Origin of the sequence: Erwinia artemisiae (assembly GCF_051400835.1) — a bacterium.
Lineage (GTDB): Bacteria > Pseudomonadota > Gammaproteobacteria > Enterobacterales > Enterobacteriaceae > Erwinia > Erwinia aeris.
The window spans coordinates 209,154-234,990 of sequence record NZ_JBLFFM010000004.1 but is presented as its reverse complement, the minus strand read 5'-3'; the positions used below and the strand labels follow the sequence as shown (position 1 = coordinate 234,990).

Sequence of the window (25,837 nt, the reverse complement as noted above, 5' to 3'; positions counted from 1 at the left end):
CCCTTTCATCGAGATAACACAATGCCAAGAGCAAACGAAATCAAAAAAGGCATGGCCGTCAGCCATAACGGTAAGCTGCTGTTAGTCAAAGATATTGATGTCCAAAGCCCCAGCGCGCGCGGGGCTTCTACCCTTTATAAAATGCGTTTTACCGATATTCGTACCGGCATGAAAGTCGAGGAGCGCTTCAAGGGTGACGACATCCTGGAAGCGATCTCGCTGAGCCGTCGTCAGGTTACCTTCTCTTACGTAGACGGTGACGAATACGTCTTTATGGATGACGAGGACTACACGCCTTACGTCTTCAAAAAAGATCAGATCGAAGAAGAGCTGCTGTTTATCCCGGAAGGCGGCATTCCGGGCATTCAGGTGCTGACGATGGACGGGCAAATTTTGGCGCTTGAGCTGCCGCAAACGCTGGATATGGAAATTATCGAAACCACGCCGGGCATTAAAGGCGCTTCCGCCAGCGCGCGTACCAAGCCTGCCACCATGAGCACCGGCCTGGTGATCCAGGTGCCGGAATACCTCAGCAGCGGCGAGCGCATCCGCATCCATATTGCCGAACGCCGCTATATGGGCCGCGCAGACTCATAAAAAGGTATTCGCGCCTGCCCTTATGGGCCACGCAGAATAACAATAACGGCAAGCGCGCCAGTTCTCATAGGCCGCGCAGACTAATAAAACGGCAAGCGCGCCACGCCTCGCCGTTATTGTTATATTATTACACTACTAGCGATAGTTAACGATCAGTATGCCCTGTCGTCGCGCCTGGTCCAGCCATTCAACGTCGATACGGGCGATGCCGGATGGCAGCGTACCGTTGGCCTGTAGCGAGATCGGCGATACTTTTAGCTGGCCGTCGCGATAACAGGTAGCGCTGATTTGATTCTGTTCCTGTTGCACAGCGCAACCCGGCTCCGTGATCGCCCCGGAAAAAGTGATAACGCCGGTGCCTGCGGCTACCGTCGCCAGCGCGCTACCTGCCGGAACCATCAAAAAAAGGGCCAGCGAAAAGTTAAGTTTGCTCATACTTACCTCATTTATTAGCGTCTCTTAATTAACATAGTCGGCAATACGCTTTCCGAAAGCCGATAAGCACAACCGGCCACAACTCAAGGAGAAAATAATGACTCGCGTAAACCTGATTACCGGTTTTCTGGGCAGCGGCAAAACCACTACGCTGCTGCATCTGCTGGCGCAGAAACCACAGGGAGAAAAGTGGGCGGTGCTGGTTAATGAGTTCGGCGAGGTAGGTATAGACGGCGCGCTGCTGGCGGAAAGCGGCGCGGTGCTAAAAGAGATCCCCGGCGGCTGCATGTGCTGCGTTAACGGCCTGCCGATGCAGGTGGGCCTGAATATGCTGCTGAAGCAAACCAGGCCCGACCGTCTGCTGATTGAGCCGACCGGCCTTGGTCACCCTAAACAGATCCTCGACCTGCTGTCTGCGGAGGTTTATCAGCCCTGGCTGACGCTGGATGCCACGCTCTGCCTGCTCGATCCACGTCAGCTAGGCGATGCCCGCATTACGGCTAATGAAAACTTCCGCGATCAGCTCGCCGCCGCCGATATTATCGTGGCCAATAAAGAGGATCGCTGGGATGAGGCCACGCTGGCAGCGCTGCAAGACTGGCGCGCGCAGGACGCTTTACAGCGCCCCATTATTCCCGCGCGTTTCGGCCAGATCGCTGGCGAACTGCTGACGCGTCCACGGTTGAATCAGCAGCCGCTGCCGCAGGCGGCACACCATCATGCCAGGCCCGCTTCGCGACTGGCGGCGCTGGCGCCCGTGCAGAATACGCGCTGGCGGCGTTCGCTGAATCAGGGCCAGGGCTACTATTCCTGCGGCTGGGTGTTTGATGCAGAAACCATGTTCGATACGGTTGGCCTGTTGGAGTGGGCGCGGCTCGCTCCGGTTAGCCGGGTAAAAGGCGTGGTGCGCATTCAGGAAGGCCTGCTGAGCGTGAATCGTCAGGGCGAGGATCTTAATATCGAAACGCGTCAGGCTGCGCCGCCAGACAGCCGGATCGAAATTATTCATGAAGAAGAAGCCGACTGGAACAGCCTCCAGGCATCTTTGTTGAAACTTCGTTTAACTGCTGTTGTATAATGTACGCCGTCACTTCTTCTTAACTTAATCTTAATAAAATGCGTGCTAATCAACTGATCACTATCCTGGTGCTTAACGCGCTGGGACTGGCGCTCTTTTTTTCCTGGTATTTGCCGGAGAATCACGGCGCCTGGTTTACGCTCGATAAAAACCTTTTTTATTGGTTTAACGAGCGGCTGGCAACCAATAAAGCGCTGTTATGGCTGGTTGCTATTACCAACTTTCGCCCTTTTGACGCGGTGTCGCTGCTGGCGATGGGCGCGCTTTATTACAGTTTCTGGCGGCGTGAAACGCCCCAGGGGCGCAGGCGGCTGCTGGCTATCGGCATCGCTATGCTGCTGACGGCGGTGGTGCTGAACCAGCTTGGTCATCTGATCCCGGTTTCGCATCCCAGCCCGACCAAATATTTCCCGGACGTTCATCACGTGACGACATTAACCGGCATTCCAACTAAAGATGCCTCTTCCGATAGTTTTCCTGGCGATCACGGCATGATGCTGATGATTTTTGCCAGCTTTATGCTGCGCTACTTTGGCGTTCGTGCTTTTTTAATTGCCGTGGGGATCGTGCTGATATTCGCTACGCCGCGCATTATGATTGGCGCGCACTGGTTTACCGATGTCGCGGTAGGCTCGCTTTCCGTGGTGCTGGTAGGGACGAGCTGGTGGTTAATTACGCCGGGCAGCGACTGGCTGGTGAATATTTTATATCGTGCTTTACCAGGTAAATATAAGCCGGCTAATTAATTAAGCCGCTTTTTTTACCGTTTTCAGGAAGCAACGAAAAGTGATTTACGCCACTTTCGTTGCTTTTTTATGCGATGTAGCTCTCAAAATCCCACTTTATGCTACAGCTGCCGTGATGTTTGATCCCCAGCGGAATCTTCTGCCTTTAAGAAACGTACAGCAGGATTAAACTGAATTGTGGCTAACACGCATTTTTTAACGCTCTTTTAGCCTTTCACGCCTCAGGTTTTCAGCGTTTGTGCCGATAAAGTGGCCAGACTACGACCTCTCTGTTTCTTATGATAAAAATCAATAAAAAAGTCGTTAAAACCCCTCGCCAGCACGCAGTTAATCGGGTAATCTCATTTCCGATTAGGACAAAGCTGTAAGATATTTCCATTATTTACATTTTAAACTGTGCGCTTTCGCACAATTTGAATTTTGTGGAATTGTTTTGCCCGTGTGCGCTAATTAATCTCGTTCCGTTTCGCATAGCTAGCGACTTCTGTCGTTAAGGACTTCAAGGGATCACAAACATAATGGTCAAGTCTCAACCGATTCTGAGATATATATGGCGGGTATTGCCCGCAGTGGCTTTAGCCACGCTGCTTTCAGCCTGTAGCTCGACGAATACCAACAGCAATGCACAAACTGATACGCATGCAGTTAATGGCCATAACGGCTTTTTACTTCAGGCGTCTCAGGATGAATTCGAACAGATGGTTCAGAATGTGGATATTAAATCCCGCCTGATGGATCAATATTCGGACTGGAAGGGCGTTCGTTACCGTCTTGGCGGTACCAGTAAACGCGGCATTGACTGTTCTGCCTTTGTGCAGACCACCTTTCGTGAACAGTTTGGCCTGGATCTGCCCCGCTCAACCTATGAACAGGAAGACACCGGCAAAAGCATCCAGCGCGGCAAACTGCGCCCGGGCGATTTAGTGCTGTTCCGCGCCGGCTCTACCGGCCGCCATGTCGGCATCTACCTGGGCAACGATAATTTCGTGCATGCCTCTACCAGCAGCGGCGTGATGATTTCCAATCTCAACGACGCCTACTGGAAAAATCGCTATCGCGAAGGCCGCCGGGTACTAAGCCGAACGCAAAGCTGATCCCCCTGAAGTCTGTGCAAAACGGTTCCGAGCCCCGCTATAAGCGGGGTTTTTTATGGGTAAAGGCTGGCTGCTTCCTGGCTCTTCCCCTTTTTCACTAAAGCCCCGTTGGAAAACGGCAAAGAGAGGCCAGCACAAAGAAACCTGTTTCCCGCTGAGCCTGACACTCTTGCTTTAATATTAACTGGCACTAATTTGTTATTAATAACAGACGCACAAATATTTATATTCAAAAGCTTTTTGGCTACATCGGCCGTTCTGATGGTTTGTTTTATTGCGCCCTGCCTGCGCGCACGAGCGAAATAACTGACATAATGCGTTAAAAAACCGAAGCTAATCATAATAATAAGAAGACAAACGGCACTTTCCCGGTATATCCTGCCGGATTGAAACGGCGTCTGTTGTGCAGGACAGCGCAATGACTTAACCGGCACTTTCGGGAGATAAACCCCATGCCACTCTCATCAAGCCTTACGCGGCCACTTCTCAATCCTCGCAAGATTGCCTGCTTCAGCGCGACCCTCGGCTTACTTCTTTTTCTGGCATTTATCATCATCGCGCTGGCCGTTATGCTTCATCGCCGGGCCGACAATCACGATGAAATGGCCAGAAACACCCAGGCCTATGTGCTGACGATGCTCGATGAACTAAAGCGGAAACTGTTGCCGCTACAAACGTCGCCTCGCCCTGCCTGCTCCGCCATAAAAAATGACCTGATTGAGCGCGCCGCCCTGGATGATAATATTCAGGCTATCCTGATGGTTAATCACAATCGGGCATGGTGCTCTTCGCTGGCCGGAGAAACCCAAATCGCTATGCGCCAGTTTTCCCCTACGACGGACACCCGCAAGCCGCTTGATATTCAGCTTGCCGCCGCGCCGCTGACGCCTGATAAACCGGTTCTTCACCTCTGGTTGCAGAATGGCGAGGCAGGCAACGGCCTGCTGGTCACGCTAAAGATTAATCTGACGCCCTGGCTGCTGTATACCGAACGGCAGCATGAGATGTCAGGTATAGCTATCGTGACCGGCAAGCGGGCGTTAACCAGCTGGGAACAGCGCGTAACGGCAACCAGCTCGTTGCCCGACGATCCGTCAAAAACCATGACGCTACCCGGCTATCCTTTACAGTTAAAGCTTTATGGCGGCAGGCTGAATAGTGACGATATTACGCTGGTGCTGCTGGCCGGTTTGTTGCTGAGCCTGACCGGCGGCTTTGCCTGCTATGCCCTGCTCACGCTCTTTATCCGACCGGGCAAGGAAATCCTGCAGGGCATTCGGCGCGGGGAATTCCACGTAGAGTACCAGCCGGTTATTGCCGCGGCGACCGGCCAGGCCTGCGGTCTGGAAGCGCTACTGCGCTGGACGCATCCCGAAGCTGGCGCCATTCCGCCCGACGTTTTTATCCGCTACGCCGAAAACAAAAATTTGATTGTGCCCTTAACCCGGCACCTGTTTGAACTGGTGGCGCGCGATTGCCATACGCTGCAACATGCCGTGCCGGCCGGCATCAATCTCAACCTGAACCTTTCGCCTGCTCACCTGGGCGATAAAACCTTTTTCCAGGACGTTTTAGCGTGGCTGGAAGCGATGCCTAAGGATCACTTCAGCTACGTTTTTGAAATTACCGAACGGACTATGGTAGAAACCCGCAACGCCCAGTCGGTGTTCGACTGGCTGCGCGGCCAAAATATTCGTATCGCGCTGGATGATTTCGGCACCGGACACAGTGCCTTAATTTATCTGGAAAAATTCCGTTTTGACTACCTGAAAATAGATCGGGGATTTGTAAAAAACATCGCCCGCGAGTCGTTTTCTTCGCCGGTGCTGGATGCGGTGCTGGCGCTGGCGAAAAAACTCAATCTGCTGACGGTAGCTGAAGGCGTAGAAACCGGTGAGCAGGCGCGCTGGCTGCGCCACCGTGGCGTCTGTCATTTTCAGGGCTATTTATTCAGCCGCCCGCGTACGGTGACGCAGCTGATTGATTATTTTCAGCATGAGCCCCGCAGCGAACCGGCTGCCGGATGAGTTATTGCGCTACGCTTTTTAAATGTGCTTCGCTGGCGCATTGCGCAATGCTCTGGCAGGCTGGGGATCGCGCTGCGTTTTTTATCAGGATCGGATAATAAGATGATTTTTCGCTGGTTAGCTTTGCTGCTGTTCTGCTGCGCCGCGACGACGGCTCGGGCTGAAGAAATTCATGAGAGCTACGCCTTTGCTCAGCTGGGCGAGCCTAAATATGCCGTGAACTTCACGCATTTTGACTACGCCAATCCGGCTGCGCCCAAGGGCGGTAGCGCGACGCTTGCCGCTATCGGCACTTACGATAACTTTAACCGTTTCGCCTCGCGCGGCAATCCGGCGCAGGGCACGGATACGCTTTACGATACGCTGTTCGTGAACTCAGAAGACGAAGTGGGCAGCTACTATCCGCTGATTGCCGAATTCGCTCGCTACCCGGATAGCTATCGCTGGGTGGAAGTCACGCTGAATCCCCAGGCGCGTTACCAGGACGGTTCATCCATCACCGCAGAAGATGTTGCTTTTACCTTTAATAAATTTATGCAGCAGGGCGTACCGCAGTTTCGGGTGTTCTACAAAGGCGTCACGGTCAAAGCCATTGCGCAGCTGACGGTGCGCTTTGAGCTGCCGGTCGGCAACAAAGATATGATGCTTTCGCTGCTTACGCTGCCCGTTTTCCCGCAGAGCTTCTGGAAAGATCATAATCTCAGCGAGCCGTTACCTGCACCGCCGCCCGGCAGCGGGCCGTATCGCGTGTCGGCCTATAAAGTTGGTCAGTCCGTGACCTGGTCACGGGTCAAAGATTATTGGGCCGCTAATTTGCCCGTCAATAAAGGCCGTTTTAATTTCGATACGCTGCGCTACGACTACTATCTGGATGACAATGTGGCTTTCGAGGCGTTTAAAGCGGGCGCGTTTGACTTTCGTGCCGAAGGCTCCGCCAAAAAGTGGGCCACCCAGTATCGCGGCCGGAATTTCGACAGCCATTACATCGTAAAAGACGCAAAGCCGAATACCGTGGCTACCTCCTCAAACTGGCTGGCGTTTAACGTACAGAAACCCCTGTTTGCCGATCGCCGCGTGCGCGAAGCAGTTTCGCTGGCGTTCGATTTTGAGTGGATGAATAAGGCGTTATTTTACGGCGCTTATAAGCGCACCCGCAGCTATTTTCAAAACACGGACTATGCCGCTACCGACTATCCCGACGCTAAAGAACTGGAAATTCTGGCACCCTTTAAGGGCAAAATTCCTGATGAGGTTTTCTCGCAAATTTATCAGCCGCCTCACACCGACGGCAGCGGGTACGATCGCGCCAATCTGCTGAAGGCCACGGCGCTGCTGGAGCAGGCCGGCTGGACGTTGAAAAATCAGCGCCTGGTCAACGCCAGCGGCCAGCCTTTCACCTTTGAACTGCTGCTGCGCAGCGGCGGCAACGATCAGTGGGTGCTGCCTTTTCAGCACAATCTGGCGCGCCTGGGCATCAACCTGGTCATCCGGCAGGTAGACAGCTCGCAATATCTGGCCCGCATGCGCAAAAGCGACTTTGATATGCTGGTTTCGCCCTACCCGGCTATCCCCTACCCCGACAGCAACCTGCAAATTTACTGGTCAAGCGCCTATGTAAATTCCACCTACAACCGGCCGCATGTCGCCAGCCCGGTAATCGACCAGCTGATTGAAAAGATAAATCAGCATCAGAGCGATGAAGCCGCGCTGCTGCCGCTGGGTCGTGCGCTGGATCGGGTGCTGCTGTGGAACTATTACATGATACCGATGTGGTATGGTGCCAGCGATCGCTATGCCTGGTGGGATAAATTTTCGATGCCCGCCACGCGGCCGACTTATTCTTTAGGCTTCGACAGCTGGTGGTATGACGTTAATAAAGCCGCGCAGCTGCCGGCCCAGCGTCGTTAAGGAGAGCAGTTTGGGCGCCTATTTGCTACGCAGACTTCTATTAATCATTCCCACGCTGTGGGCGATTATTACGATTAACTTTTTTATCGTGCAGATTGCGCCGGGCGGCCCGGTCGATCAGGCGCTGGCCAATATCGAATTCGGCCAGACTACCGGAATGCCGGGCGCCGGCAATACGCCGCAGGCGCAGGGACGCAGCGCGCTGAACGCTCAGCCCGGTGACAGCCAGTATCGCGGGTCGCGCGGGCTGGATCCGGAAGTGGTGGCGGAAATCACCAAACGTTACGGTTTCGACAAGCCGATGTATCAGCGCTACCTGGATATGCTGTGGAACTATGTGCGCTTCGATTTTGGCGATAGCCTGTTTCGCAGCAGCTCGGTTGTGCAGCTGATTAAAGAGAGCCTGCCGGTTTCCGTCTCGCTGGGGCTGTGGAGCACGCTGATTATCTATCTGGTCTCTATCCCGCTTGGCATCCGCAAAGCCGTGCATAACGGCAGCGCCTTCGATATCTGGAGCAGCTCGCTGATTATCATCGGCTACGCCATTCCCTCGTTCCTGTTCGCCACGCTGCTGATCGTGCTGTTTGCAGGCGGCAGCTATCTGGACTGGTTTCCGCTGCGCGGGCTGGTGTCGGCGCAGTTCGACTCGCTGCCCTGGTACGGCAAAATCACGGACTATCTCTGGCATATTACCCTGCCGGTGCTGGCGACGGTGATCGGCGGCTTCGCCACGCTGACTATGCTGACCAAAAACTCGTTTCTTGATGAAATCCGCAAGCAGTACGTGGTCACGGCGCGGGCCAAAGGGCTGGACGAGAGCAAAATTCTCTACCGTCACGTTTTCCGCAACGCCATGCTGCTGGTGATCGCCGGTTTCCCGGCCACCTTTATCAGCATGTTCTTTACCGGATCGCTGCTGATTGAGGTGATGTTCTCTCTGAACGGGCTGGGCCTGCTGGGCTACGACGCCACCATTCAGCGTGACTATCCGGTTATGTTCGGCACGCTTTACATTTTCACCCTGATCGGCCTGCTGCTGAATATCCTCAGCGATATCACCTATACGCTGGTCGATCCGCGCATTGATTTTGAAGGTCGCTGATGAGCCGATTAAGCCCCGTTAATCACGCGCGCTGGCAGCGTTTTCGACATAACCGTCGTGGCTACTGGTCGCTGTGGATTTTTGCCGTTCTGTTTGTGCTCTGCCTTGGCTCCGAGCTGCTGGCTAACGATAAGCCGCTGCTGGTGCGCTACGATCATCGCTTCTATTTTCCGCTGCTGGTGGACTACAGCGAAACCGATTTTGGCGGCCAGCTGGCGACCAAAGCCGACTATCAGGATCCGTGGCTGAAATCCCGCCTGGATAAGGAAGGCTGGGCCATCTGGGCGCCGATCAAATTTGGCGATGGCACCATCAATTTCGCCTCCAGCGTCCCCTTCCCTTCGCCACCCTCGCTGCAAAACTGGCTGGGCACCGATGCTAACGGCGGCGACGTGCTGGCAAGGATCCTCTACGGCACGCGTATTTCGCTGCTGTTTGGCCTGATGCTGACGCTGATGTCCAGCGTAGTCGGCATCATCGTCGGCGCCTGTCAGGGTTATTATGGCGGGCGGGTAGATTTGTGGGGCCAGCGCTTTATCGAAGTCTGGTCGGGGATGCCCACGCTGTTTCTGATTATTTTGTTGTCGAGCGTGGTGCAGCCCGGCTTCTGGTGGCTGCTGGCCATTAACGTGCTGTTTGGCTGGATGCAGCTGGTCGGCGTGGTGCGCGCTGAATTCTTACGCGCGCGCAACTTTGACTATATTCGCGCCGCGCAGGCGCTGGGCGTCGGCGACCGGACTATTATGCTGCGCCATATGCTGCCGAATGCGATGGTGGCGACGCTGACCTATTTGCCCTTTATTCTGTGCGGCTCTATTACCACGCTGACCTCGCTGGATTTCCTCGGCTTCGGGCTGCCGATGGGGTCGCCTTCGCTGGGCGAGCTGCTGCTACAGGGCAAAAATAACCTTCAGGCGCCCTGGCTCGGCATGGCGGCCTTTTTCTCGCTGGCGATCCTGCTGTCGCTGTTGATCTTTATCGGTGAGGCGGTTCGTGACGCCTTCGATCCCAGTAAGGTGCACTGATGTCGTTGCTGACCGTCAAAAACTTAAGCATTGCCTTTCGCCAGGCCGGCGTTGAGCGTCAGGTTGTCGATAATTTGTCGCTGAGCGTCGCAGCGGGCGAGACGCTGGCGCTGGTGGGCGAATCCGGCTCGGGCAAAAGCGTGACCGCCCTGTCGATGATGCGCCTGCTGCCCACGCCGCCGGTGGTCTATCCGCAGGGCGAAATTCTGTTCGCCGGTCAGGATGTACTGAAGGCCGATGAGCGCACGCTGCGCGGCCTGCGCGGCAACCGTATGGCGATGATTTTTCAGGAGCCGATGGTGTCGCTGAATCCGCTGCACAGCATTGAAAAACAGCTGTATGAGGTGTTATCGCTGCACCGTGGCATGCGCGCGGCGGCGGCGAAGGCCGAGATCCTTAGCTGTCTGGATCGGGTGGGCATTCGGCAGCCCGCCAGGCGAATGGGCGATTTTCCGCATCAGCTTTCCGGCGGCGAACGGCAGCGGGTAATGATTGCAATGGCGCTGCTGACGCGGCCTCAGCTGCTGATTGCCGATGAGCCGACCACCGCGCTGGACGTTACCGTGCAGGCGCAGATCCTGGTTCTGCTGAAGGAGCTGAAGCAGGAGATGAATATGGGCCTGCTGTTTATCACCCACAACCTGAATATTGTGCGGCAGCTGGCCGACAACGTACTGGTAATGCGTAACGGCCGGGGCGTGGAGCGCAATACCAGTCGCCAGCTGTTCAGCGCGCCCGAACATCCCTATACCCGCACGCTGCTGGATGCGGAGCCGGAAGGCAGCCCCGATCCTGTCGACAGCGCGGCGCCACCGCTGCTGAAGGTCAGCAACCTCAGCGTCGCTTTTTCCCTGAAAAAGGGTCTGATGCGCCGCGTAGTGGGTGCGCATCAGGCGCTGAAGTCGCTGAGTTTTGAGCTACGTCCGGGCGAAAGCCTGGGGCTGGTAGGGGAATCCGGCTCGGGCAAAAGCACCACCGGCCTGGCGCTGCTGCGGCTAATCGAGGCCAAAGGCGAAATCTGGCTGGGCGACAGACCGCTGCACCAGTGGGATCGCAGGCAAATGCTGCCGGTACGCCGGGAAATGCAGGTGGTTTTTCAGGATCCGAATTCTGCGCTCAATCCCCGGCTGAACGTGCAGCAGATCATTGCGGAAGGCTTGCAGGTGCACCAGCCTGAACTGAACGCGGAACAGCGCGAGGCGCTGGTGATCCAGGCTATGCAGGAAGTGGGACTGGATGCCGAAACCCGTCATCGTTATCCATCGGAGTTTTCTGGCGGACAGCGGCAGCGCATCGCCATCGCGCGCGCGCTGATCCTTCAGCCGCAGCTGATCGTGCTGGATGAACCAACCTCTTCACTGGATCGTTCCGTACAAAAACAGATCCTGGCGCTGCTGAAAAAGCTCCAGCGGGATCGTCAGCTGGCCTATATTTTTATCAGCCACGACCTGCGCGTAGTCAGATCGCTGTGCCACCAGGTGGTGGTGCTGCGCCAGGGAGAAGTCGTGGAGCAAGGCGATTGCGAAACTATTTTTACCGCGCCGAAAGCGCGCTATACGCAGGAGCTAATTGCGCTTGCCTGAGGCCGGGCTCAGGCAGGTATATTTTTAAAGGCTTCAGCAATGCCGACGCCAAAGTTTTTCAGGCGGCAGGTAGTGGCGCATTCATCATTACGCGCCACGAACAGGCACGGCTCGCCTTCCCACTCGACCACGGCGCAGTCGAGCTGAATTTCCGCCAGCGCCTCTTTCAGCATCTGCATGATATCCCAGGCCTGTACGCCCTGATGACTGAGCAGGCTCAGGCCTACCAGGTCATCCTCCGCCTCTGTACCACTGAGCGCACGCGGCTCCAGCCGCTTTCCGGCTCCCCAGCGATAGCTTTGCGGCAGGCGATGCACCACCGAATGTTGTAATCTGTTCACCCCTACTCCCCAGCCCGTAGCCATCATCATTTCTGCCTGTTTCTGGTCGTGGACATACCCCATCTGCGAGGGCTTAGTACCGCCAGTTCGTGATTTTGTTCTCATTTTTACCGCGTCGGCGCCGTAATAACAATCAATTTTGTTGCACAAAAGTAATTTAAGCTTAGTTATTTTTACAATAAGGCAACATTATAGCGTGTATCAGCAGAAAAGCCGGGAAGCAAAGCTTCAGAAAAGCCGGGAAGCAAGGCTTCCCGTTTTGGCGAGGATTAAGCGGGTCAGGCTGTTACGCGGATACGGGCGTCAATGTTATGGCAAGCTGCGCTGACGGCTTTTACGCGGGCGCGTGGCGTAGATAAACAGCAGCACGGAAAACGCGGCGCAGATAAAAATGGAGCCAACCATCGGCCAGGCGCTGGTAAAGGTCATGGTGGAGAGCAGCGCCCCGACCAGCGCGCCCACGCCAAAGCGCAGCGTGCCCGCCAGCGAGGAAGCGGTGCCCGCCATATGCGGAAACTCTTCCAGGATCACCGCCATGGCGTTAGAAGAAACCATCGCCACGCAGCCGATAAACATTGCCACGCCAAACACCAGCGGCAGGAAACCGAGGTTCAGTGCGCTGACCACCACCAGCCAGATGCCCATCGTAAACTGGATCAGCAGCCCCAGACGGAACATCGCCAGCGGGCCGAAGCGGCGCACGCAGCGGCTGTTCAGCAGCGTCATCAGGAACAGGAAAACCACGTTCAGCGCAAAGTAGTAACCAAAATCCTGCGGCGAAATATGGTTCAGCTCGATATAGACAAAGGGGCCGGCGTTAAGGAAAGAGAACATCCCGGCAAAGGAAAAGCCGCTGGCCATCATATAGCTGAACACGCGCTTGTGGCGAAACAGCGACAGAAAGTTGCGCAGCGTGGTGCGCATATTGAATTTTTGCCGCTTATCGTGCGGCAGCGTCTCTTTGATCTGCGTGACCACCAGCAGCGTGGTGACCACGGCGGCCAGCGAGATAGCCCAGAAGATGGCGTGCCAGTTCCACAGCAGCAGCATCCAACCGCCCAGGATAGGCGCCAGCAGCGGCGCGATGGTGGTGACCAGCATGACAAAGGACATCATGCGCGAGAACTCCTCTTTCGAGTAGCTGTCGCGCATCAGGGCGCTGATCACCACGCTGCCCGCCGCCGCCGACAGGCCGTGCAGCAAACGCATAAAGATCAGCTGATCGATGGTTTGCGCCAGCGCGCAGGCCGCCGCCGCGACGGCGAAAATCAGCGTGCCCACGGCTATCACCGGCTTGCGGCCAAAGCTGTCGGCCAGCGGGCCGTAGATTAACTGCCCCAGCGCAAAGCCCAGGATATAGAGGTTCAGCGTCATCTGCACGCTGCCGGCCGACACGCCAAATTCGCGGGCGATTTGCGGAAGCGCAGGCAAATACATGTCGATCGACAACGGCATTAGCATAGCCAGCAGGCCAAGAATAACGACCAGTCCCGCCGACGAGTTCTTTTCCTTACGCATCCCTGTTTCCTTATTTTAATTCTGCGGGCAGTCTCACGCTGGCGATCTCTTCCGCCGTCAGGGCGCGATACTCGCCCGGCTCCAGTTCCTCATCGAGCACGATATCGCCAATACGCTCGCGATGCAGCGCCACCACGTGGTTACCCACCGCAGCGAACATCCGTTTTACCTGGTGATAGCGCCCTTCGCTGATGGTCAGCCGCACCTGATTTTCACTGATGACTTCCAGGCTGGCTGGCTTAGTGAGGTCTTTTTCGTTATGCAGCTGCACGCCTGCGGCGAACTGCTCCGCCGTATCCTCGGCCAGCGCGTTTTCCAGCGTCACCAGGTAGGTTTTTTCACAGTGATGGCGCGGCGAGGTGATGCGGTGCGACCACTGGCCATCATCGGTCATCAGCACCAGGCCGGTGGTGTCGATATCAAGCCGCCCTGCCGCGTGCAGTTTATACGCGGTGGGCTCTTCCAGAAAATAGAGCACCGTTGGGTGATCCGGATCGTCGGTGGAGCAGACGTAGCCCTGCGGCTTGTTCAGCATAAAATAGCGCGGGCCGATCTGCAGCCGTAACGGATTGCCGTCATATTCCACTTCGCTTTCCGGGCTGAGCTTAAAAGACCCTTCGCGCACCACTTCCCCATCAACCGTCACCTTACGCGCGCGCAGCTCGCGAGCGGCAATCGCCCGGCTGACTTCCAGTTGCTGAGATAAAAATTTATCAAGTCGCATTAAATCTGCACTGCCTGTTTCAATGAATGAATTCACCGTTCCTGTAGGGAACGTCAGAAGAGAGTAACAGCAGAAGTATATCGGGAGTTGCGGCTCAGGCACAGAGGCGCGCGCGCACGGAGCGGACTTTCGTGGCATAATGCGGCTTTGCTCGCGGATTTAATCATGTCCTTTACCCTGCGCCCCTACCAACAGGAAGCCGTTGACGCCACGCTCAGCTACTTCCGTCGCTCTCACCAGCCTGCCGTGATTGTCCTGCCGACCGGCGCGGGCAAAAGCCTGGTGATCGCCGAACTGGCACGGCTGGCGCGCGGACGCGTGCTGGTACTGGCGCACGTCAAAGAGCTGGTGGCGCAGAACCACAGCAAATATCAGGCTTACGGCCTGCAGGCCGATATCTTTGCCGCCGGTCTGCAAAAGAAAGAGAGCCGCAGCAAGGTGGTGTTCGGCAGCGTACAGTCGGTGGCCCGCAATCTGGCGCAGTTCGACAGCGAGTTTTCGCTGCTGATTGTGGATGAGTGTCACCGCATCGGCGACGCCGAAGACAGCCAGTACCAGCAGATCCTCAACCATCTGCGCCAGCGCAATCCGCAGCTGCGCCTGCTGGGCCTGACCGCCACGCCCTATCGCCTGGGCAAGGGCTGGATCTACCAGTTCCACTATCACGGCATGGTGCGCGGCGACGAGCGGGCGCTGTTTCGCGACTGCATCTACGAGCTGCCGCTGCGCTATATGATCAAACACGGCTTTCTGGTGCCGCCGGAAAGGCTGGATATGCCGGTGGTGCAGTACGATTTCAGCCGCCTGACCGCCAGGGAAAACGGCCTGTTCAGCGAGGCGGATCTCAACCTGGAGCTGAAGCAGCAACAGCGCATTACGCCGCATATTATTCAGCAGATCGTTGAGTTTGCGCAGGATCGCCAGGGCGTGATGATTTTTGCCGCCACGGTCGAGCATGCCAAAGAGGTGCTGGGACTGCTGCCCGACAGCAAGGCGCTGATCAGCGCCACCACGCCCGCCGCCGAGCGCGATGCCCTTATTACCGCCTTTAAAGCGCGCGAGCTGCGCTACATGGTTAACGTGGCGGTCTTGACTACCGGCTTTGACGCGCCGCACGTCGATCTTATCGCCATCCTCCGCCCTACGGAATCGGTCAGCCTGTATCAGCAGATTGTCGGACGCGGGCTGCGGCTGTGCCCTGGCAAAACCGACTGCCTGATCCTGGACTACGCGGGTAATCCGCACGATATCTTTACGCCGGAAGTGGGCGCGCCCAAGGGCAAAAGCGACAATAAACCGGTGCAGGTTTTCTGCCCGGCCTGCGGCTTTGCCAATACGTTCTGGGGCAAAACCACCGCCGACGGCACCATTATTGAGCACTTTGGCCGCCGTTGTCAGGGCGTGATGGAAGACGACGACGGCGAGCGCGAGCAGTGCGACTTCCGCTTCCGCTTTAAAAGCTGCCCGCACTGCAACGCCGAGAACGATATCGCCGCCCGCCGCTGCCATCAGTGTGACGCGGTGCTGGTCGATCCCGACGATATGCTGAAAGCGGCGCTAAAGCTGAAGGATGCGCTGGTGCTGCGCTGCGCTGCGATGGTGCTGGAAAACGGTCGCGATGAGAAAGGCGAGTGGCTGAAGGCGCGCTATTTCGATGAGGAAGCAACCGAAGTGAGCGAGCGCTTCCGCCTGAGCACGCCCGCGCAGCGCAAAGCCTTCGAGCAGCTGTTTATGCGACCGCATCAGCGAGCGCCCGGCGTGCCGCTCGGCTGGGAAAACGCGGCGGATATCGTAGCGATGCAGCCGCTGCTACGCCATCCCGATTTTGTGGTGGCCCGCAAACAGCGCAATTTCTGGCAGATCCGTGAAAAAGTGTTCGATTATCAGGGCCGTTTTCGACGCGCTAATGAGATCCGTTAGGGCACACGGTGTTTAATGCGTTGCCCGCACCGGCCTTGCCTGCTACAATGCGCCCCGCTTTTGCCGCTGGCGAAAGCTGAACAATCCAACCTGTTGCTGGGTCGCCTGTAGCAGGATAATTACTTAGAAAGAGACTGAACAATGTTCACTATCAATGCAGAAGAACGTAAAGAGCAGGGTAAGGGTGCGAGCCGCCGCCTGCGTACAGCTAACAAATTCCCGGCCATCATCTATGGCGGTAACGAAGCAGCTGTAGCTATCGAACTGGATCACGACTACGTGATGAACATGCAGGTTAAGCCTGAGTTCTACACCGACGTGCTGACTCTGGTTGTTGACGGTAAAGAAACTAAAGTAAAAGTGCAGGCTGTACAGCGTCACCCGTTCAAGCCAAAACTGCACCACATCGACTTCGTTCGCGCTTAATCGCCGACCGATCTCTGTGTGAAGAAAACGCCGCTTAATGCGGCGTTTTTTTATGGGCGTTTGTCAGCAGCGGGCATCCCTGCCGCTGCGCTTATTTGCCGCCGCTGCGACGCTGTAACTGGTCGCGCAGATTAGGCGGCGTGCCTTTGATGGTCAGCGTATCGGTAGCCGGATCCCAGAAAATGCGCTCGCCCAGCAGCATGGCGTCAAAGTTAATGGTCAGCCCGCCGCCGCTGCCGGCGAGCTTCGTCAGCTGGCGCAGCGTGCTGCGATCCGCCGGGAAGCTCTCTTCCAGCTCGTAGCCCTGCTCCTGGGTGAAATCCTGAAAGGTTTTTTCGCCCAGCGGCGCCAGCTCTTTCGACAGGCCTTCCAGCTCAATCTCTTCGCCCGACTGCAGCTGTTCGTTACAGTAGCTGTAAACCTGCTGGCGATAGTTCTGACGCTCGTTTTTATCCAGCGCCGCCTCGGCACAGTAGTCGTCCACCGCCTGGAGCAGACCACGGTTTTGCGCTTTGGTATCCAGGCCCACGCTGGCACCAAGGAAATCCATAAAGAAGTCGGCGACCTTGCGCCCTACTCTGCCACGCAGGAAGGTCAGGTAGCGAGTTGATTCCGGATTGGTTTCCCATTCGGTCAGATCGATACGCGCCACGATATCCGCATGGTTGATATCCAGATAGTGCGTGGTGCTGATATCCAGCTCTTCGTTAACGCGCATGCTGTTCTGGCTGTTCAGCACCGCAACCAGCAAATACTCCACCGCCAGATAGCGATAGTGGGCAAACAGCACGACGCCGCCGTCCGCAAAGGGATACTTAGCGAGTTCGTCGCGTAAACGTCCGGTCGCCGCGCGGCTGAAGGCCAGAAAATCATCCTGGCCCTTCCGGCAGTTGCGCAGCGCGTCGGCCAGCTCGCTCTCTTCATTAAACAGGCCGTAAGCCTTGCTTTTGGCGCTGTAGACGCGATGCAGCTCCTCCATCATCGCCGTAACCGGGCCAGTGGCCGGCAGCAGCGACTCCCGCAGCACCAGCTCCAGCGTCTGCTCGTCACGCTTAATCATCTGATGAAGGGCAATCTGCTCGATATCCAGACTCATGTAAACTCTCCTTTAAACTTAAGCGCGTATTCAATCACCGAGCGTGGTCGGGATCAACAGGCAACAACATTAACCTTTTCCACATGATAAAATTGCAGAAAGAATCGCGCTTTTACGGTAAGATGCCGCCTTTTAATACTCGATAAATTTGACGCTATGCCACAATCATCCCGTTACAGCGACGACCGCGTGGAAAAACTCCTCGCCGAAATGGTCAACGTGCTTGAAAAAGACAAGGCGCCCACCGATCTCTCTTTGATGGTGCTGGGCAATATGGTGACTAACCTGCTGAACACCAGCGTTGCTCCGGAGCAACGCCGCGCGCTTGCGCGTTCATTTGCCGAGGCGCTTCAGGCTTCGGTACGTGAAGATAAAGCACACTGATGTGATCCCGCTATGGTAACAAGTCAGCCGCGCTACCGTGATAAAGTCTCCCAGATGATTGGCTGGGGGCACTGGTTCGCCCTGTTTAACATTATCTTTGCCCTTATCCTGGGTAGTCGCTATCTGATTGTTGCCGACTGGCCTGCCTCGCTGGTCGGGCGTATCTATGCGTTTACCAGCTGGACAGGCCATTTTAGCTTTATTGTTTTCGCCGCCTATCTGCTGATTGTTTTTCCCCTGACGTTTGTGGTGATGTCGCAAAGACTGCTGCGCTTTCTTTCCGCCATCATCGCTACCACCGGGCTGACGCTGCTGCTTATTGACAGCGCGGTGTTCGCCCGCTTCCACCTGCACCTTAACCCGGTCGTCTGGGAGCTGGTGGTCAATCCCGATCAAAGCGAAATGGCACGTGACTGGCAGCTGATGTTTATCAGCGTACCGGCTATTTTCCTGGTCGAGATGCTGTTCGCTACCTGGAGCTGGCAAAAGCTGCGCAGCCTGAATCGCCGCAGCTTTGGCAAGCCGCTGGCCGTGCTGTTTATCGTCACGTTCTTTGCCAGCCATTTGATGTATATCTGGGCCGATGCGAATTTCTATCGCCCTGTCACCATGCAGCGTTCCAACCTGCCGCTCTCTTATCCGATGACGGCCCGCCGCTTTCTGGAACGCCATGGCCTGCTGGATGCGCAGGAGTATCAGCGCAGGCTGGTGCAGCAGGGTAATCCGGAGGCGCTTTCGGTCGCCTATCCGCTGAACGATATTACTTTCCGCGATGGCGGCGCCCGCAGCAATCTGCTGATCGTCACCGTGGACGGCCTGAACGAGGCCACGATGCCGAAACAGCTGCCGCATCTGGCCCGGTTCGCTCAGGACAACGTGCGTTTTACGCAGCATTTCAGCGCGGGCAGCCAGGCCGACAGCGGTCTGTTCGGCCTCTTTTACGGTATTTCGGCAGGCTATATGGACGGCGTGCTCTCTTCGCGCGTGCCTTCGGCGCTGACGGATGCGCTGGCGAAACAGGGTTACCAGTTTGGCCTGTTTGCCAGCGACGGCTTTGCCTCGCCGCTCTATCGTCAGGCGCTGCTGGCGGACTATTCGCTGCCCACTTCAGAAAGCCAGTCCGATGCACAAACCGTTGCGCAGTGGCAACGCTGGCTGGAGACGCAGAAAGCGAAAAGCGCCCCCTGGTTCTCCTATCTTTCTTTGTCCGGCGGCAAAAACGCTGGCGTGGCGAAAGAAGCGGCACGGCGCTACGCGCGCAGTGCGGCAGAGGTGGATGGGCAAATCCAGAACGTGCTCGCCACGTTACAGGAGAAAGGCCTGCTGGATAATACGGTGGTGGTGATCACGGCGCAGCACGGCGTGGCGTTGAACGACGATGACGATATGGGCAACCGTGCAAACCTACAGGTGCCGCTGGTGATCCACTGGCCGAATACGCCATCGCAGCAGATTGATAAGCTGACCAGCCATCAGGATATTATGACTACGCTGATGCAGCGGCTGCTGCACGTGCGTACGCCAGCTTCTGATTATTCGCAGGGCGAAGATCTGTTTGCCGTGCGCCGCAGCCATAACTGGATAACCAGTATGCATGACGGCCAGCTGGTGGTGACTACGCCGAACCTGACGCTGGAGCTGAACAGCAACGGCAGCTATACCGCCTGGGATGCTCAGGGCCAGCGGTTGAAAGATCACAAGCCGCAGCTGACGCTGCTGTTGCAGGTGCTGACGGAAGAGAAACGCTTTATCGCTAACTGAGGCGCGGGTTTTAAAGATTATTTCCCGCGCCCTGCTCTGCGTAAACCAGACGGCAACGTTGGCTATTTTCATAGCAGTCAACGTGTTAGCCGCTTGCAATCGTAGCGAATTTGCGTACTATTAGCTCACGCGTCGGCACGTAGCGCAGCCTGGTAGCGCACCGTCATGGGGTGTCGGGGGTCGGAGGTTCAAATCCTCTCGTGCCGACCAAATACATACTCTGTCAGTACCGGTTACTGATGGAAACCCCGCAAGAACCCGCATTCTCTTTGAGCTTGCGGGTTTTTTGTTGCCTGTAGGTAGCGGGATTTAACGTATACAAATGGATTTTTTAAGATCGGCCTGGAGAGGCTCACAACTCTGTCCGACCGGGCAACGAACTGCTCCTGACAGGTGTAAGTCGTTTCGTTAATAGTCACTATCTGTACACTCATCGCCACGCTGTAAGGATTTATTTGCATCGTAATGCACAAAAGTAAGGCTTATTTACGGTCAATCCACAGTAGTATGGCCTGGCAAAGGCATCACTACTGTGTCTGTCAGTCAGGGACTCATTTTGGGATCAGGATAGTACAGAGCGCTTGATAAGCCTGTCCTCGTATGATGTACATTTTTCCAAATGCCTCGCTCATCAGTCCCTTCCTGGTCAGTTTCTCTTCAAATATCCTACAAACTGCCCTTGCTTCATCAGAGCGACTTTACCGCTCTTATAGATAATCACACTAAACAGCCCTTGCTGATAGGCTGTAGCCTTCTCTGTGATTTCATCTACAGCCGCTGGTTTTCCGTCTACAGTGACAATCCCTAAGCTGTCCCTCTTAACAATGACATCATACCCTTTCCACTGCGCAACCTTACCAGCAGGAACGGGATGATTGGGCGTAGGAGATGCACAGGCAAAGTTAACTATATTCATGGAAATAGCGACTATAAGTAAAAGTTTTTTCATTTTTTATCCATCCACTCTCTGACAAGATGAGAAGCAGCAAAGCCAGCAATACCACACACGGCAAAAGCTATCCAACAGAAACTAAGATCCGCGCGGCCCTCTCAACAATAGACAGATCCTGTCCTCACGCTGAGGCCCGTCCGAAGGCCTCCGAACAGATGCCCCGGGATGGCTGTGATACCGGGCCTGATTTCAGAACACTTCAATGTAATCGAAGAGATCGGCGCGGGCCAGATCGCGAGTTTTGTAGATCCTTTTCTTATACGCTCTTTTTTCAGTAAATCGAAGAACGACTCGGCCACCACATTATTCCAAATATTGTCATGCCAGCTCATACCCGGTGCAAGGCTGTTAGCCCGGCGGCACTCTTTGTTATGAGAAAATCCTGACATATTAATTTCATTAACTGAATGATATCTTTGAGAATCCCTGAGCCAACGTGACTGATAGCAATGGCCAGCTATACGGGCGGTTACAGCAGTGACCGGGCACAGGGAAAACTAAAGCGGTTTTAACTCTCATTCTTTCAGGAAAACTGACTATGACGGTGAATATAAGCGGCAAGAATACCCAACGGCACGTGGCCATTTTTAACTGCGCTGAACAAGGACACGTCAACCCGACCCTGGGGCTGGTCAAGGCACTGGTCGCGCGGGGCTACAGGGTCAGCTATACCACCTCGCCAGAGTTTTCCTCTCTTGTCGCTTCCTGCGGCGCCACGCCGGTTCTGTTTGAACCCACTTTTACTAAAGAGCAGCCACGACCAGAGGAGATGGGCTACGTTGTCCGCGAGCTGGCACGGGAAGCACAGGCGACCTGTCGCCCTTTGCTGGCGGCCTTTGAGAACGACCGGCCCGACATTATCGCCTACGGCCCGCTTAGCTGGCTGGGCAAGATATTCGCCCATCTTTGGCAAGTTCCGGCCATCAGCCTTAATCCTACCCACGTCAGCTATCAGGGGCAGTCCGAGGAGTGGCTGGGCCTGTCGGGCGAAGAGTGGCCCTGCATACCGATTCTGGAAAAAATGCTGCACGACAATAATTTGAACGTGGATCTTCGTGCCATCCTGGCTGCCCGCGATACTGCCATTGCCTTTATTCCGCGCTCTTTTCAGGAAAAACCAGACACTATTCCCCCTGGCGTAACCTTTGTCGGGCCCGAAATCAGGCCACTGGCCGCGCAGCCTGGCTGGCGACTAAAAACAGCAGGACGGCCGGTTGTCGTCATCTCGCTGGGTTCGGTTTATACGCATCAGACCGCCTTTTTCCGCACCTGCATTCAGGCTTTCACCAATAGCGAGTGGCATGTCGTAATGGCTATTGGCCGCTATGTCGATTCTGCCCAGCTGGGAGAGCTGCCCGCCAATATTGAAATTCACCGTCAGATACCCCAGCTTGATGTGCTACAGGCGGCAAGCCTGTTTATCACCCATGCCGGAATGAACAGCCTGATGGAGGCCGTTTATTTCGGGGTGCCGATGATAGCCGTACCGCAGCAGGCCGAACAACGCCTCAATGCCCGGCGGATTCAGGCGCTGGGCATAGGAAAATATTTGCCTCGGGAAACCCTTTCTGCAGCCAGTCTGCTTATGGCATCGCAGGAGATAAGCGCCGATCCGGCCTGTCAGAGAAACCTGGCCGTCTTACAGCAAGAAATCTCTCAGGCAGGCGGTGCCAGCGCTGCCGTAGACGTGTTCGATCGGATCATGGCAGCAGGTCAACACGCCGCCTGACTGGCTTTTAAACCGCTGGTGATGGCCCGCAACGGTCTGACGGCCTGAACTGATGGGCAGACGTCAGGCTTTTATAGATAGATCAAAGCCCCTCACAGGGCTGTTTTATCGCAAATGCATTCAGGGGCTGAAAATGACCAGAAGGGAAAAGCCAAAAGCGTGCGGCTGATATCAACGAGGTGGTAAACGCAGCGTAACCAAGACTGTCCTCGGCCCCCCCGTTAGCGCCTCTCTTTAACCTTATCTGTTTCCTCCTTTGCTGAACATCTACGCGTGACCGCATGCTGTTGCCTGCCCGCAGATAACGCCCCAGGTCTTTTGGCCAGCGACGTCGCCGCAGGATATAGCCTTTTCTAAACCTTCAAACTATGTAAAAAGTGTGATGACGATCACTTTCGGATTGAATTTTATGCGGCCGGCTCTAGAATGACGCGTTTTGAGTTTTGCGGAGCAGAAGCCTATGACTGATATGAACACCGTTACCGTTTCACGCAAAGTTGCCTGGTCACGCGTTCTGGCTTTGGCTGTTGCTGCGTTTATCTTTAATACCACGGAATATATGCCTGTTGGCCTGCTGTCCGATATCGGCCATAGCTTCGGCATGGAATCGGCGCAGGCGGGCATTATGCTGACCATCTATGCGTGGATTGTGGCGCTAATGTCGCTGCCGCTAATGCTGATGACCAGCAATACCGATCGGCGCGTGCTGCTGATTGCGATCTTTGGCCTGTTTACCTTTAGCCATGTATTGGCCTTTTTCGCCTGGAGTTTCGACGTGCTGCTGCTGAGCCGCGCGGGCGTAGCGCTGGCCCATGCGCTGTTCTGGTCTATCACCGCATCGCTGGCGGTCAGGCTGGCCCCGCCGGGTAAAAGAGCGCAGGCGCTGAGCCTGATTGCGACCGCTACCGCGCTGGCTTCCGTGCTGGGCCTGCCGTTGGGCAGAATTATCGGTCAGGCATTCGGCTGGCGCAGCACCTTCCTGGCCATTGGCGTCGGGGCTTTAGTGCTGCTGGGTCTGATTTTAAAAATTATGCCGCGCGTGCCGTCGGAGCATACCGGTTCGCTGAAAAGCCTGCCGGACCTGCTGCGCCGCCCTGCGCTGGTGGGCCTTTACGTGCTGGCCGTCGCCGTGGTGACCGCGCACTTTACCGCGTTTACCTACATTGAACCTTTTGTCGAGAAAGTAGCCGGATTTGACCAAAGCTTCGCCACGCTTCTGCTGCTGATTTTCGGCATTGCGGGCATTACCGGCAGCATTATTTTTGGCAAGAGCGGCGAAAAACGCCTGTCGCCGCTGCTGACCGGCTCTATCGCACTGCTGTCGATCTGCCTGCTGCTGCTGGCGTCGGTAGCGGCCAGCAAGGCCGGTCTGATTGTGCTGGGGCTGTTCTGGGGCATGGCCTTTATGATGATCGGCATGGGGATGCAGATGAAAGTGCTGACGCTGGCACCGGACGCCACCGATGTTGCTATGGCGATGTTCTCCGGTATTTTCAATATTGGCATCGGCGCGGGCGCGCTGCTGGGCAATAAGGTTAGCCTGGATCTTTCCATGTCCTCGGTGGGCTATATCGGCGCTATACCTGCCGTCGCGGCGCTGGTGCTGGCGGTGGCGATCTTCCGCAAGACCAAAGAGCAGCGGTCTACCCATGAAGGCAGCGTGATTACCGAAGTGAAATAAACTCAGGGCGCAGTCATCTGCGCCCTTTTTTACGGCTTTACGGCCGCTGTGCCCTCTCTGCCAGCAACCGCCCTGCCCGTTCGCGCTTAGCCGTTGGGCAGTGCCTTCTTTTTCCCTCGGAACAGAATAAGGTTCCTCAGCGTATCTCTGACGGCCGGTTCAATGTATTTAGTGATCAGCCAGGCAACCAGGTAAAGCGCGGCGACTACCGCTATCGGCATAAAGACCATCACGTAATCGCTGCTGATATGGCGCTCCAGCTTCCTTAACGTAGCGATCAGCATGTTTTCATGCAGCAGATAGATGGTGTAGCTGATAAAGCCGGTGAGCGTCAGGAACTTTCCTGACAGCAGTCGTTCCACAAGCCGGCTGTAAAAGCTGACGATAAACAGCGCCAGCATCAGCAGCAGCGGTAAAATAACGATATAGCCATTGTTTTTGATGTAATAACTGAAGTTAATCAACACCGCCACCAGCACCAGTGCGTAATGGAATTTGGCGTCGCGCTGATGCAGCCGCTCATACACCAGGCAACCGATCATAAACCATGAGTAGTGGATAAAGCCGAACTTGGAGATAAAATCCGCAATGGCCGGATGACCAATCATTTTGAAGGCGGAGGCGCCCGCCACCAGAAACATCGGCACCAGCAGCGAAGGCAGGCAGTATTTTCTGCCCAGCGTAAAGTAGACGGCACCGATAAAGATATAAAACGCGGCTTCAACGTAAAGCGACCAGAACGATCCTTCCAGCGGTTTAAAGGCCACACCGGTCAAATACTGGAGTATCTCCGGACTGATAAAAGTCAGGCCCGGAATGGCATTGGCCGGATGCGGGACGCCGAGCGGTCTTTCGCTAAATAAGCTGGCCGTAGCGAAGATCAGCAGCGTCACTATCAGCATGGCCGGGAAGAGCCGCAGCCAGCGCTTAAACATAAAGTTTATAAAGCTTTTTGATTTATCCAGGGTCATAAAAATAACGAACCCGGAAATCATAAAGAACAGCGGCACGCCCAGATAGCCCCAGGCGAATAAAGGAAAATCCTTAGTAAACGAAACGTACCCCAGGTATTCAGGCCATCTGGCCCAGGCATGAAAGCCGATCACCAGCAGTATTGCTAGTCCCCGCATTCCATCCAGGTGTTTTATTCGCGTTTCCATGGTGACCTCTGATAGCCTAAAACAACAAAAGCGGCAACATAGCACTCATAAACAACACTTCACACATGGGAGGAATCTTAGAAAAGGATGCGGCATAAAAGCTGGCCGCCAGAGAAGCAGGGTTGTAAAAAAAATCACCTTAATTTTAAATAACTTACAAAGTATAACGAAAACGAGCATAAGGTGACGTCTCTTACCGGAAAGTTCTGAAAAAGCTTTGCCTGTCTGTAAACGTTTACAATTCAGCCTTTTTGCCCACCGCCCAGCTTATTCAGATAGTGAAAGTAACCATTTTCCACACTTGAATATCGCGCTAATTAATTATTATCAGAAAGTACCAGCCAGTGCTTACTGAGATATCAGCCAGATCAAGGCGGTATGGTGGTTCAGCGCTGACTGGCCAACAGCCTGATACAGCCGCGTATAATTACTTACAGCCTTCGGGGCTCAGGCTCAGGCGTCAGGCGTCAGGTGTCAGGTGTCAGGTGTCAGGTGTCAGGTGTCAGGTGTCAGGTGTCAGGTGTCAGGTGTCAGGTGTCAGGTGTCAGGT

The 25,837-nt window shown here is 55.5% G+C and carries 22 protein-coding genes, 1 tRNA gene and 1 pseudogene; 16 read left to right on the top strand and 8 right to left on the bottom strand.

Going from position 1 to position 25,837, the window contains the following annotated elements:
* Positions 1–21 precede the first annotated feature (21 nt).
* Positions 22–597, top strand: coding sequence for an elongation factor P-like protein YeiP (gene yeiP / locus ACMGEE_RS11585; protein WP_370734304.1), 576 nt, complete (start codon positions 22–24; stop codon positions 595–597).
* Between the two features lie 135 nt (positions 598–732).
* Here the strand turns inward: yeiP and ACMGEE_RS11580 are convergent, their stop codons facing one another.
* Positions 733–1,032 carry a YmdA family protein gene (locus tag ACMGEE_RS11580; protein ID WP_301730488.1) on the bottom strand — a complete coding sequence of 100 codons (300 nt, stop codon included), beginning with the start codon at positions 1,030–1,032 and terminating at the stop codon, positions 733–735.
* 97 nt (positions 1,033–1,129) lie between these two features.
* On the opposite strand from ACMGEE_RS11580, the gene ACMGEE_RS11575 reads away from it, so the two are divergent.
* The 8 genes from ACMGEE_RS11575 (at position 1,130) to yejF (ending at position 11,595) form a co-directional block, all read left to right on the top strand.
* Entirely contained in the window at positions 1,130–2,110 is a 981-nt protein-coding gene (locus tag ACMGEE_RS11575; RefSeq protein ID WP_436830060.1) for a CobW family GTP-binding protein, read from the top strand.
* Between the two features lie 38 nt (positions 2,111–2,148).
* Positions 2,149–2,856 (top strand): phosphatase PAP2 family protein, encoded by a 708-nt coding sequence (locus ACMGEE_RS11570; protein ID WP_253459905.1) that lies wholly within the window; start codon positions 2,149–2,151, stop codon positions 2,854–2,856.
* 518 nt (positions 2,857–3,374) lie between these two features.
* Positions 3,375–3,950: a bifunctional murein DD-endopeptidase/murein LD-carboxypeptidase gene (gene mepS, locus ACMGEE_RS11565; protein WP_125288197.1), complete on the top strand. Its 576-nt coding sequence runs from the start codon at positions 3,375–3,377 to the stop codon at positions 3,948–3,950.
* Between the two features lie 452 nt (positions 3,951–4,402).
* Positions 4,403–5,977: a cyclic di-GMP phosphodiesterase gene (locus ACMGEE_RS11560; RefSeq protein WP_253459899.1), complete on the top strand. Its 1,575-nt coding sequence runs from the start codon at positions 4,403–4,405 to the stop codon at positions 5,975–5,977.
* Positions 5,978–6,079: 102 nt separating this feature from the next.
* Positions 6,080–7,885: an extracellular solute-binding protein gene (locus ACMGEE_RS11555; RefSeq protein ID WP_253459896.1), complete on the top strand. Its 1,806-nt coding sequence runs from the start codon at positions 6,080–6,082 to the stop codon at positions 7,883–7,885.
* Between the two features lie 10 nt (positions 7,886–7,895).
* Positions 7,896–8,987, top strand: coding sequence for a microcin C ABC transporter permease YejB (locus ACMGEE_RS11550; RefSeq protein WP_369895602.1), 1,092 nt, complete (start codon positions 7,896–7,898; stop codon positions 8,985–8,987).
* Positions 8,987–10,012 carry a microcin C ABC transporter permease gene (locus ACMGEE_RS11545; RefSeq protein WP_253459891.1) on the top strand — a complete coding sequence of 342 codons (1,026 nt, stop codon included), beginning with the start codon at positions 8,987–8,989 and terminating at the stop codon, positions 10,010–10,012. Before ACMGEE_RS11550 ends, ACMGEE_RS11545 begins: the two co-directional genes overlap by 1 nt.
* Positions 10,012–11,595, top strand: a complete 1,584-nt coding sequence (gene yejF, locus ACMGEE_RS11540; protein WP_436830059.1) for a microcin C ABC transporter ATP-binding protein YejF — start codon at positions 10,012–10,014, stop codon at positions 11,593–11,595. Before ACMGEE_RS11545 ends, yejF begins: the two co-directional genes overlap by 1 nt.
* 8 nt (positions 11,596–11,603) lie before the next feature.
* Here yejF and ACMGEE_RS11535 read toward each other — a convergent pair whose 3' ends face one another.
* The 3 genes from ACMGEE_RS11535 to rsuA form a co-directional block, all read right to left on the bottom strand.
* Positions 11,604–11,936: a YejG family protein gene (locus ACMGEE_RS11535; protein ID WP_253459886.1), complete on the bottom strand. Its 333-nt coding sequence runs from the start codon at positions 11,934–11,936 to the stop codon at positions 11,604–11,606.
* Between the two features lie 309 nt (positions 11,937–12,245).
* Entirely contained in the window at positions 12,246–13,454 is a 1,209-nt protein-coding gene (locus ACMGEE_RS11530) for a Bcr/CflA family multidrug efflux MFS transporter (protein ID WP_253459882.1), read from the bottom strand.
* Positions 13,455–13,464: 10 nt separating this feature from the next.
* A complete protein-coding gene (gene rsuA, locus ACMGEE_RS11525; protein WP_253459880.1) occupies positions 13,465–14,178 on the bottom strand; it encodes a 16S rRNA pseudouridine(516) synthase RsuA in 714 nt (237 codons plus the stop codon).
* 165 nt (positions 14,179–14,343) lie between these two features.
* On the opposite strand from rsuA, the gene radD reads away from it, so the two are divergent.
* Together radD and rplY are read left to right on the top strand one after the other, a co-directional pair.
* Positions 14,344–16,098: a DNA repair helicase RadD gene (radD, locus tag ACMGEE_RS11520; protein ID WP_301251151.1), complete on the top strand. Its 1,755-nt coding sequence runs from the start codon at positions 14,344–14,346 to the stop codon at positions 16,096–16,098.
* A gap of 141 nt (positions 16,099–16,239) precedes the next feature.
* Positions 16,240–16,524: a 50S ribosomal protein L25 gene (gene rplY, locus ACMGEE_RS11515; RefSeq protein WP_125288207.1), complete on the top strand. Its 285-nt coding sequence runs from the start codon at positions 16,240–16,242 to the stop codon at positions 16,522–16,524.
* Positions 16,525–16,615: 91 nt separating this feature from the next.
* On the opposite strand, the gene yejK is transcribed toward rplY, so the two are convergent.
* Positions 16,616–17,620, bottom strand: a complete 1,005-nt coding sequence (gene yejK / locus ACMGEE_RS11510; protein WP_436830058.1) for a nucleoid-associated protein YejK — start codon at positions 17,618–17,620, stop codon at positions 16,616–16,618.
* A 156-nt stretch (positions 17,621–17,776) separates the two neighbouring features.
* Here yejK and ACMGEE_RS11505 point away from each other — a divergent pair, with 156 nt between their 5' ends.
* From ACMGEE_RS11505 to ACMGEE_RS11495, 3 genes are all read left to right on the top strand, one after another.
* On the top strand, positions 17,777–18,004 hold the full coding sequence (locus tag ACMGEE_RS11505) for a YejL family protein (RefSeq protein ID WP_125288209.1): 228 nt from the start codon (positions 17,777–17,779) through the stop codon (positions 18,002–18,004).
* Between the two features lie 12 nt (positions 18,005–18,016).
* Positions 18,017–19,765, top strand: coding sequence for an LPS biosynthesis-modulating metalloenzyme YejM (yejM, locus tag ACMGEE_RS11500; protein WP_436830057.1), 1,749 nt, complete (start codon positions 18,017–18,019; stop codon positions 19,763–19,765).
* 133 nt (positions 19,766–19,898) lie between these two features.
* Positions 19,899–19,975: transfer RNA gene (locus ACMGEE_RS11495), tRNA-Pro, on the top strand.
* A gap of 436 nt (positions 19,976–20,411) precedes the next feature.
* On the opposite strand, the gene ACMGEE_RS11490 is transcribed toward ACMGEE_RS11495, so the two are convergent.
* Together ACMGEE_RS11490 and ACMGEE_RS11485 are read right to left on the bottom strand one after the other, a co-directional pair.
* Positions 20,412–20,714, bottom strand: coding sequence for a hypothetical protein (locus tag ACMGEE_RS11490; protein ID WP_436830056.1), 303 nt, complete (start codon positions 20,712–20,714; stop codon positions 20,412–20,414).
* 124 nt (positions 20,715–20,838) lie between these two features.
* Positions 20,839–21,025, bottom strand: a pseudogene (locus ACMGEE_RS11485) (IS3 family transposase); the annotation flags it as partial.
* Positions 21,026–21,255: 230 nt separating this feature from the next.
* Between ACMGEE_RS11485 and ACMGEE_RS11480 the strand changes: the two are divergent.
* Complete coding sequence (locus ACMGEE_RS11480) at positions 21,256–22,446, top strand: macrolide family glycosyltransferase (RefSeq protein ID WP_253459873.1); 1,191 nt, start codon at positions 21,256–21,258, stop codon at positions 22,444–22,446.
* Between the two features lie 469 nt (positions 22,447–22,915).
* Entirely contained in the window at positions 22,916–24,127 is a 1,212-nt protein-coding gene (locus tag ACMGEE_RS11475; protein WP_436830156.1) for a sugar transporter, read from the top strand.
* Between the two features lie 86 nt (positions 24,128–24,213).
* Here the strand turns inward: ACMGEE_RS11475 and ACMGEE_RS11470 are convergent, their stop codons facing one another.
* The gene (locus ACMGEE_RS11470) at positions 24,214–25,287 is read right to left on the bottom strand and encodes an acyltransferase family protein (RefSeq protein WP_369895599.1); all 1,074 of its coding nucleotides are present in this window, start codon (positions 25,285–25,287) and stop codon (positions 24,214–24,216) included.
* Between the last annotated feature and the right edge of the window lie 550 nt (positions 25,288–25,837).

Coding starts and splice junctions, on each gene's coding strand:
- ACMGEE_RS11555 (WP_253459896.1), top strand. CDS start 6,080: ATGATTTTTCGCTGGTTAGCTTTGCTGCTGTTCTGCTGCGCCGCGACG.
- ACMGEE_RS11580 (WP_301730488.1), bottom strand. CDS start 1,032: ATGAGCAAACTTAACTTTTCGCTGGCCCTTTTTTTGATGGTTCCGGCA.
- yejK (WP_436830058.1), bottom strand. CDS start 17,620: ATGAGTCTGGATATCGAGCAGATTGCCCTTCATCAGATGATTAAGCGT.
- ACMGEE_RS11480 (WP_253459873.1), top strand. CDS start 21,256: ATGACGGTGAATATAAGCGGCAAGAATACCCAACGGCACGTGGCCATT.
- rplY (WP_125288207.1), top strand. CDS start 16,240: ATGTTCACTATCAATGCAGAAGAACGTAAAGAGCAGGGTAAGGGTGCG.
- yejM (WP_436830057.1), top strand. CDS start 18,017: ATGGTAACAAGTCAGCCGCGCTACCGTGATAAAGTCTCCCAGATGATT.
- ACMGEE_RS11560 (WP_253459899.1), top strand. CDS start 4,403: ATGCCACTCTCATCAAGCCTTACGCGGCCACTTCTCAATCCTCGCAAG.
- ACMGEE_RS11575 (WP_436830060.1), top strand. CDS start 1,130: ATGACTCGCGTAAACCTGATTACCGGTTTTCTGGGCAGCGGCAAAACC.
- ACMGEE_RS11475 (WP_436830156.1), top strand. CDS start 22,916: ATGAACACCGTTACCGTTTCACGCAAAGTTGCCTGGTCACGCGTTCTG.
- yeiP (WP_370734304.1), top strand. CDS start 22: ATGCCAAGAGCAAACGAAATCAAAAAAGGCATGGCCGTCAGCCATAAC.
- mepS (WP_125288197.1), top strand. CDS start 3,375: ATGGTCAAGTCTCAACCGATTCTGAGATATATATGGCGGGTATTGCCC.
- ACMGEE_RS11505 (WP_125288209.1), top strand. CDS start 17,777: ATGCCACAATCATCCCGTTACAGCGACGACCGCGTGGAAAAACTCCTC.
- yejF (WP_436830059.1), top strand. CDS start 10,012: ATGTCGTTGCTGACCGTCAAAAACTTAAGCATTGCCTTTCGCCAGGCC.
- ACMGEE_RS11545 (WP_253459891.1), top strand. CDS start 8,987: ATGAGCCGATTAAGCCCCGTTAATCACGCGCGCTGGCAGCGTTTTCGA.
- ACMGEE_RS11530 (WP_253459882.1), bottom strand. CDS start 13,454: ATGCGTAAGGAAAAGAACTCGTCGGCGGGACTGGTCGTTATTCTTGGC.
- ACMGEE_RS11490 (WP_436830056.1), bottom strand. CDS start 20,714: ATGAAAAAACTTTTACTTATAGTCGCTATTTCCATGAATATAGTTAAC.
- rsuA (WP_253459880.1), bottom strand. CDS start 14,178: ATGCGACTTGATAAATTTTTATCTCAGCAACTGGAAGTCAGCCGGGCG.
- radD (WP_301251151.1), top strand. CDS start 14,344: ATGTCCTTTACCCTGCGCCCCTACCAACAGGAAGCCGTTGACGCCACG.
- ACMGEE_RS11470 (WP_369895599.1), bottom strand. CDS start 25,287: ATGGAAACGCGAATAAAACACCTGGATGGAATGCGGGGACTAGCAATA.
- ACMGEE_RS11570 (WP_253459905.1), top strand. CDS start 2,149: ATGCGTGCTAATCAACTGATCACTATCCTGGTGCTTAACGCGCTGGGA.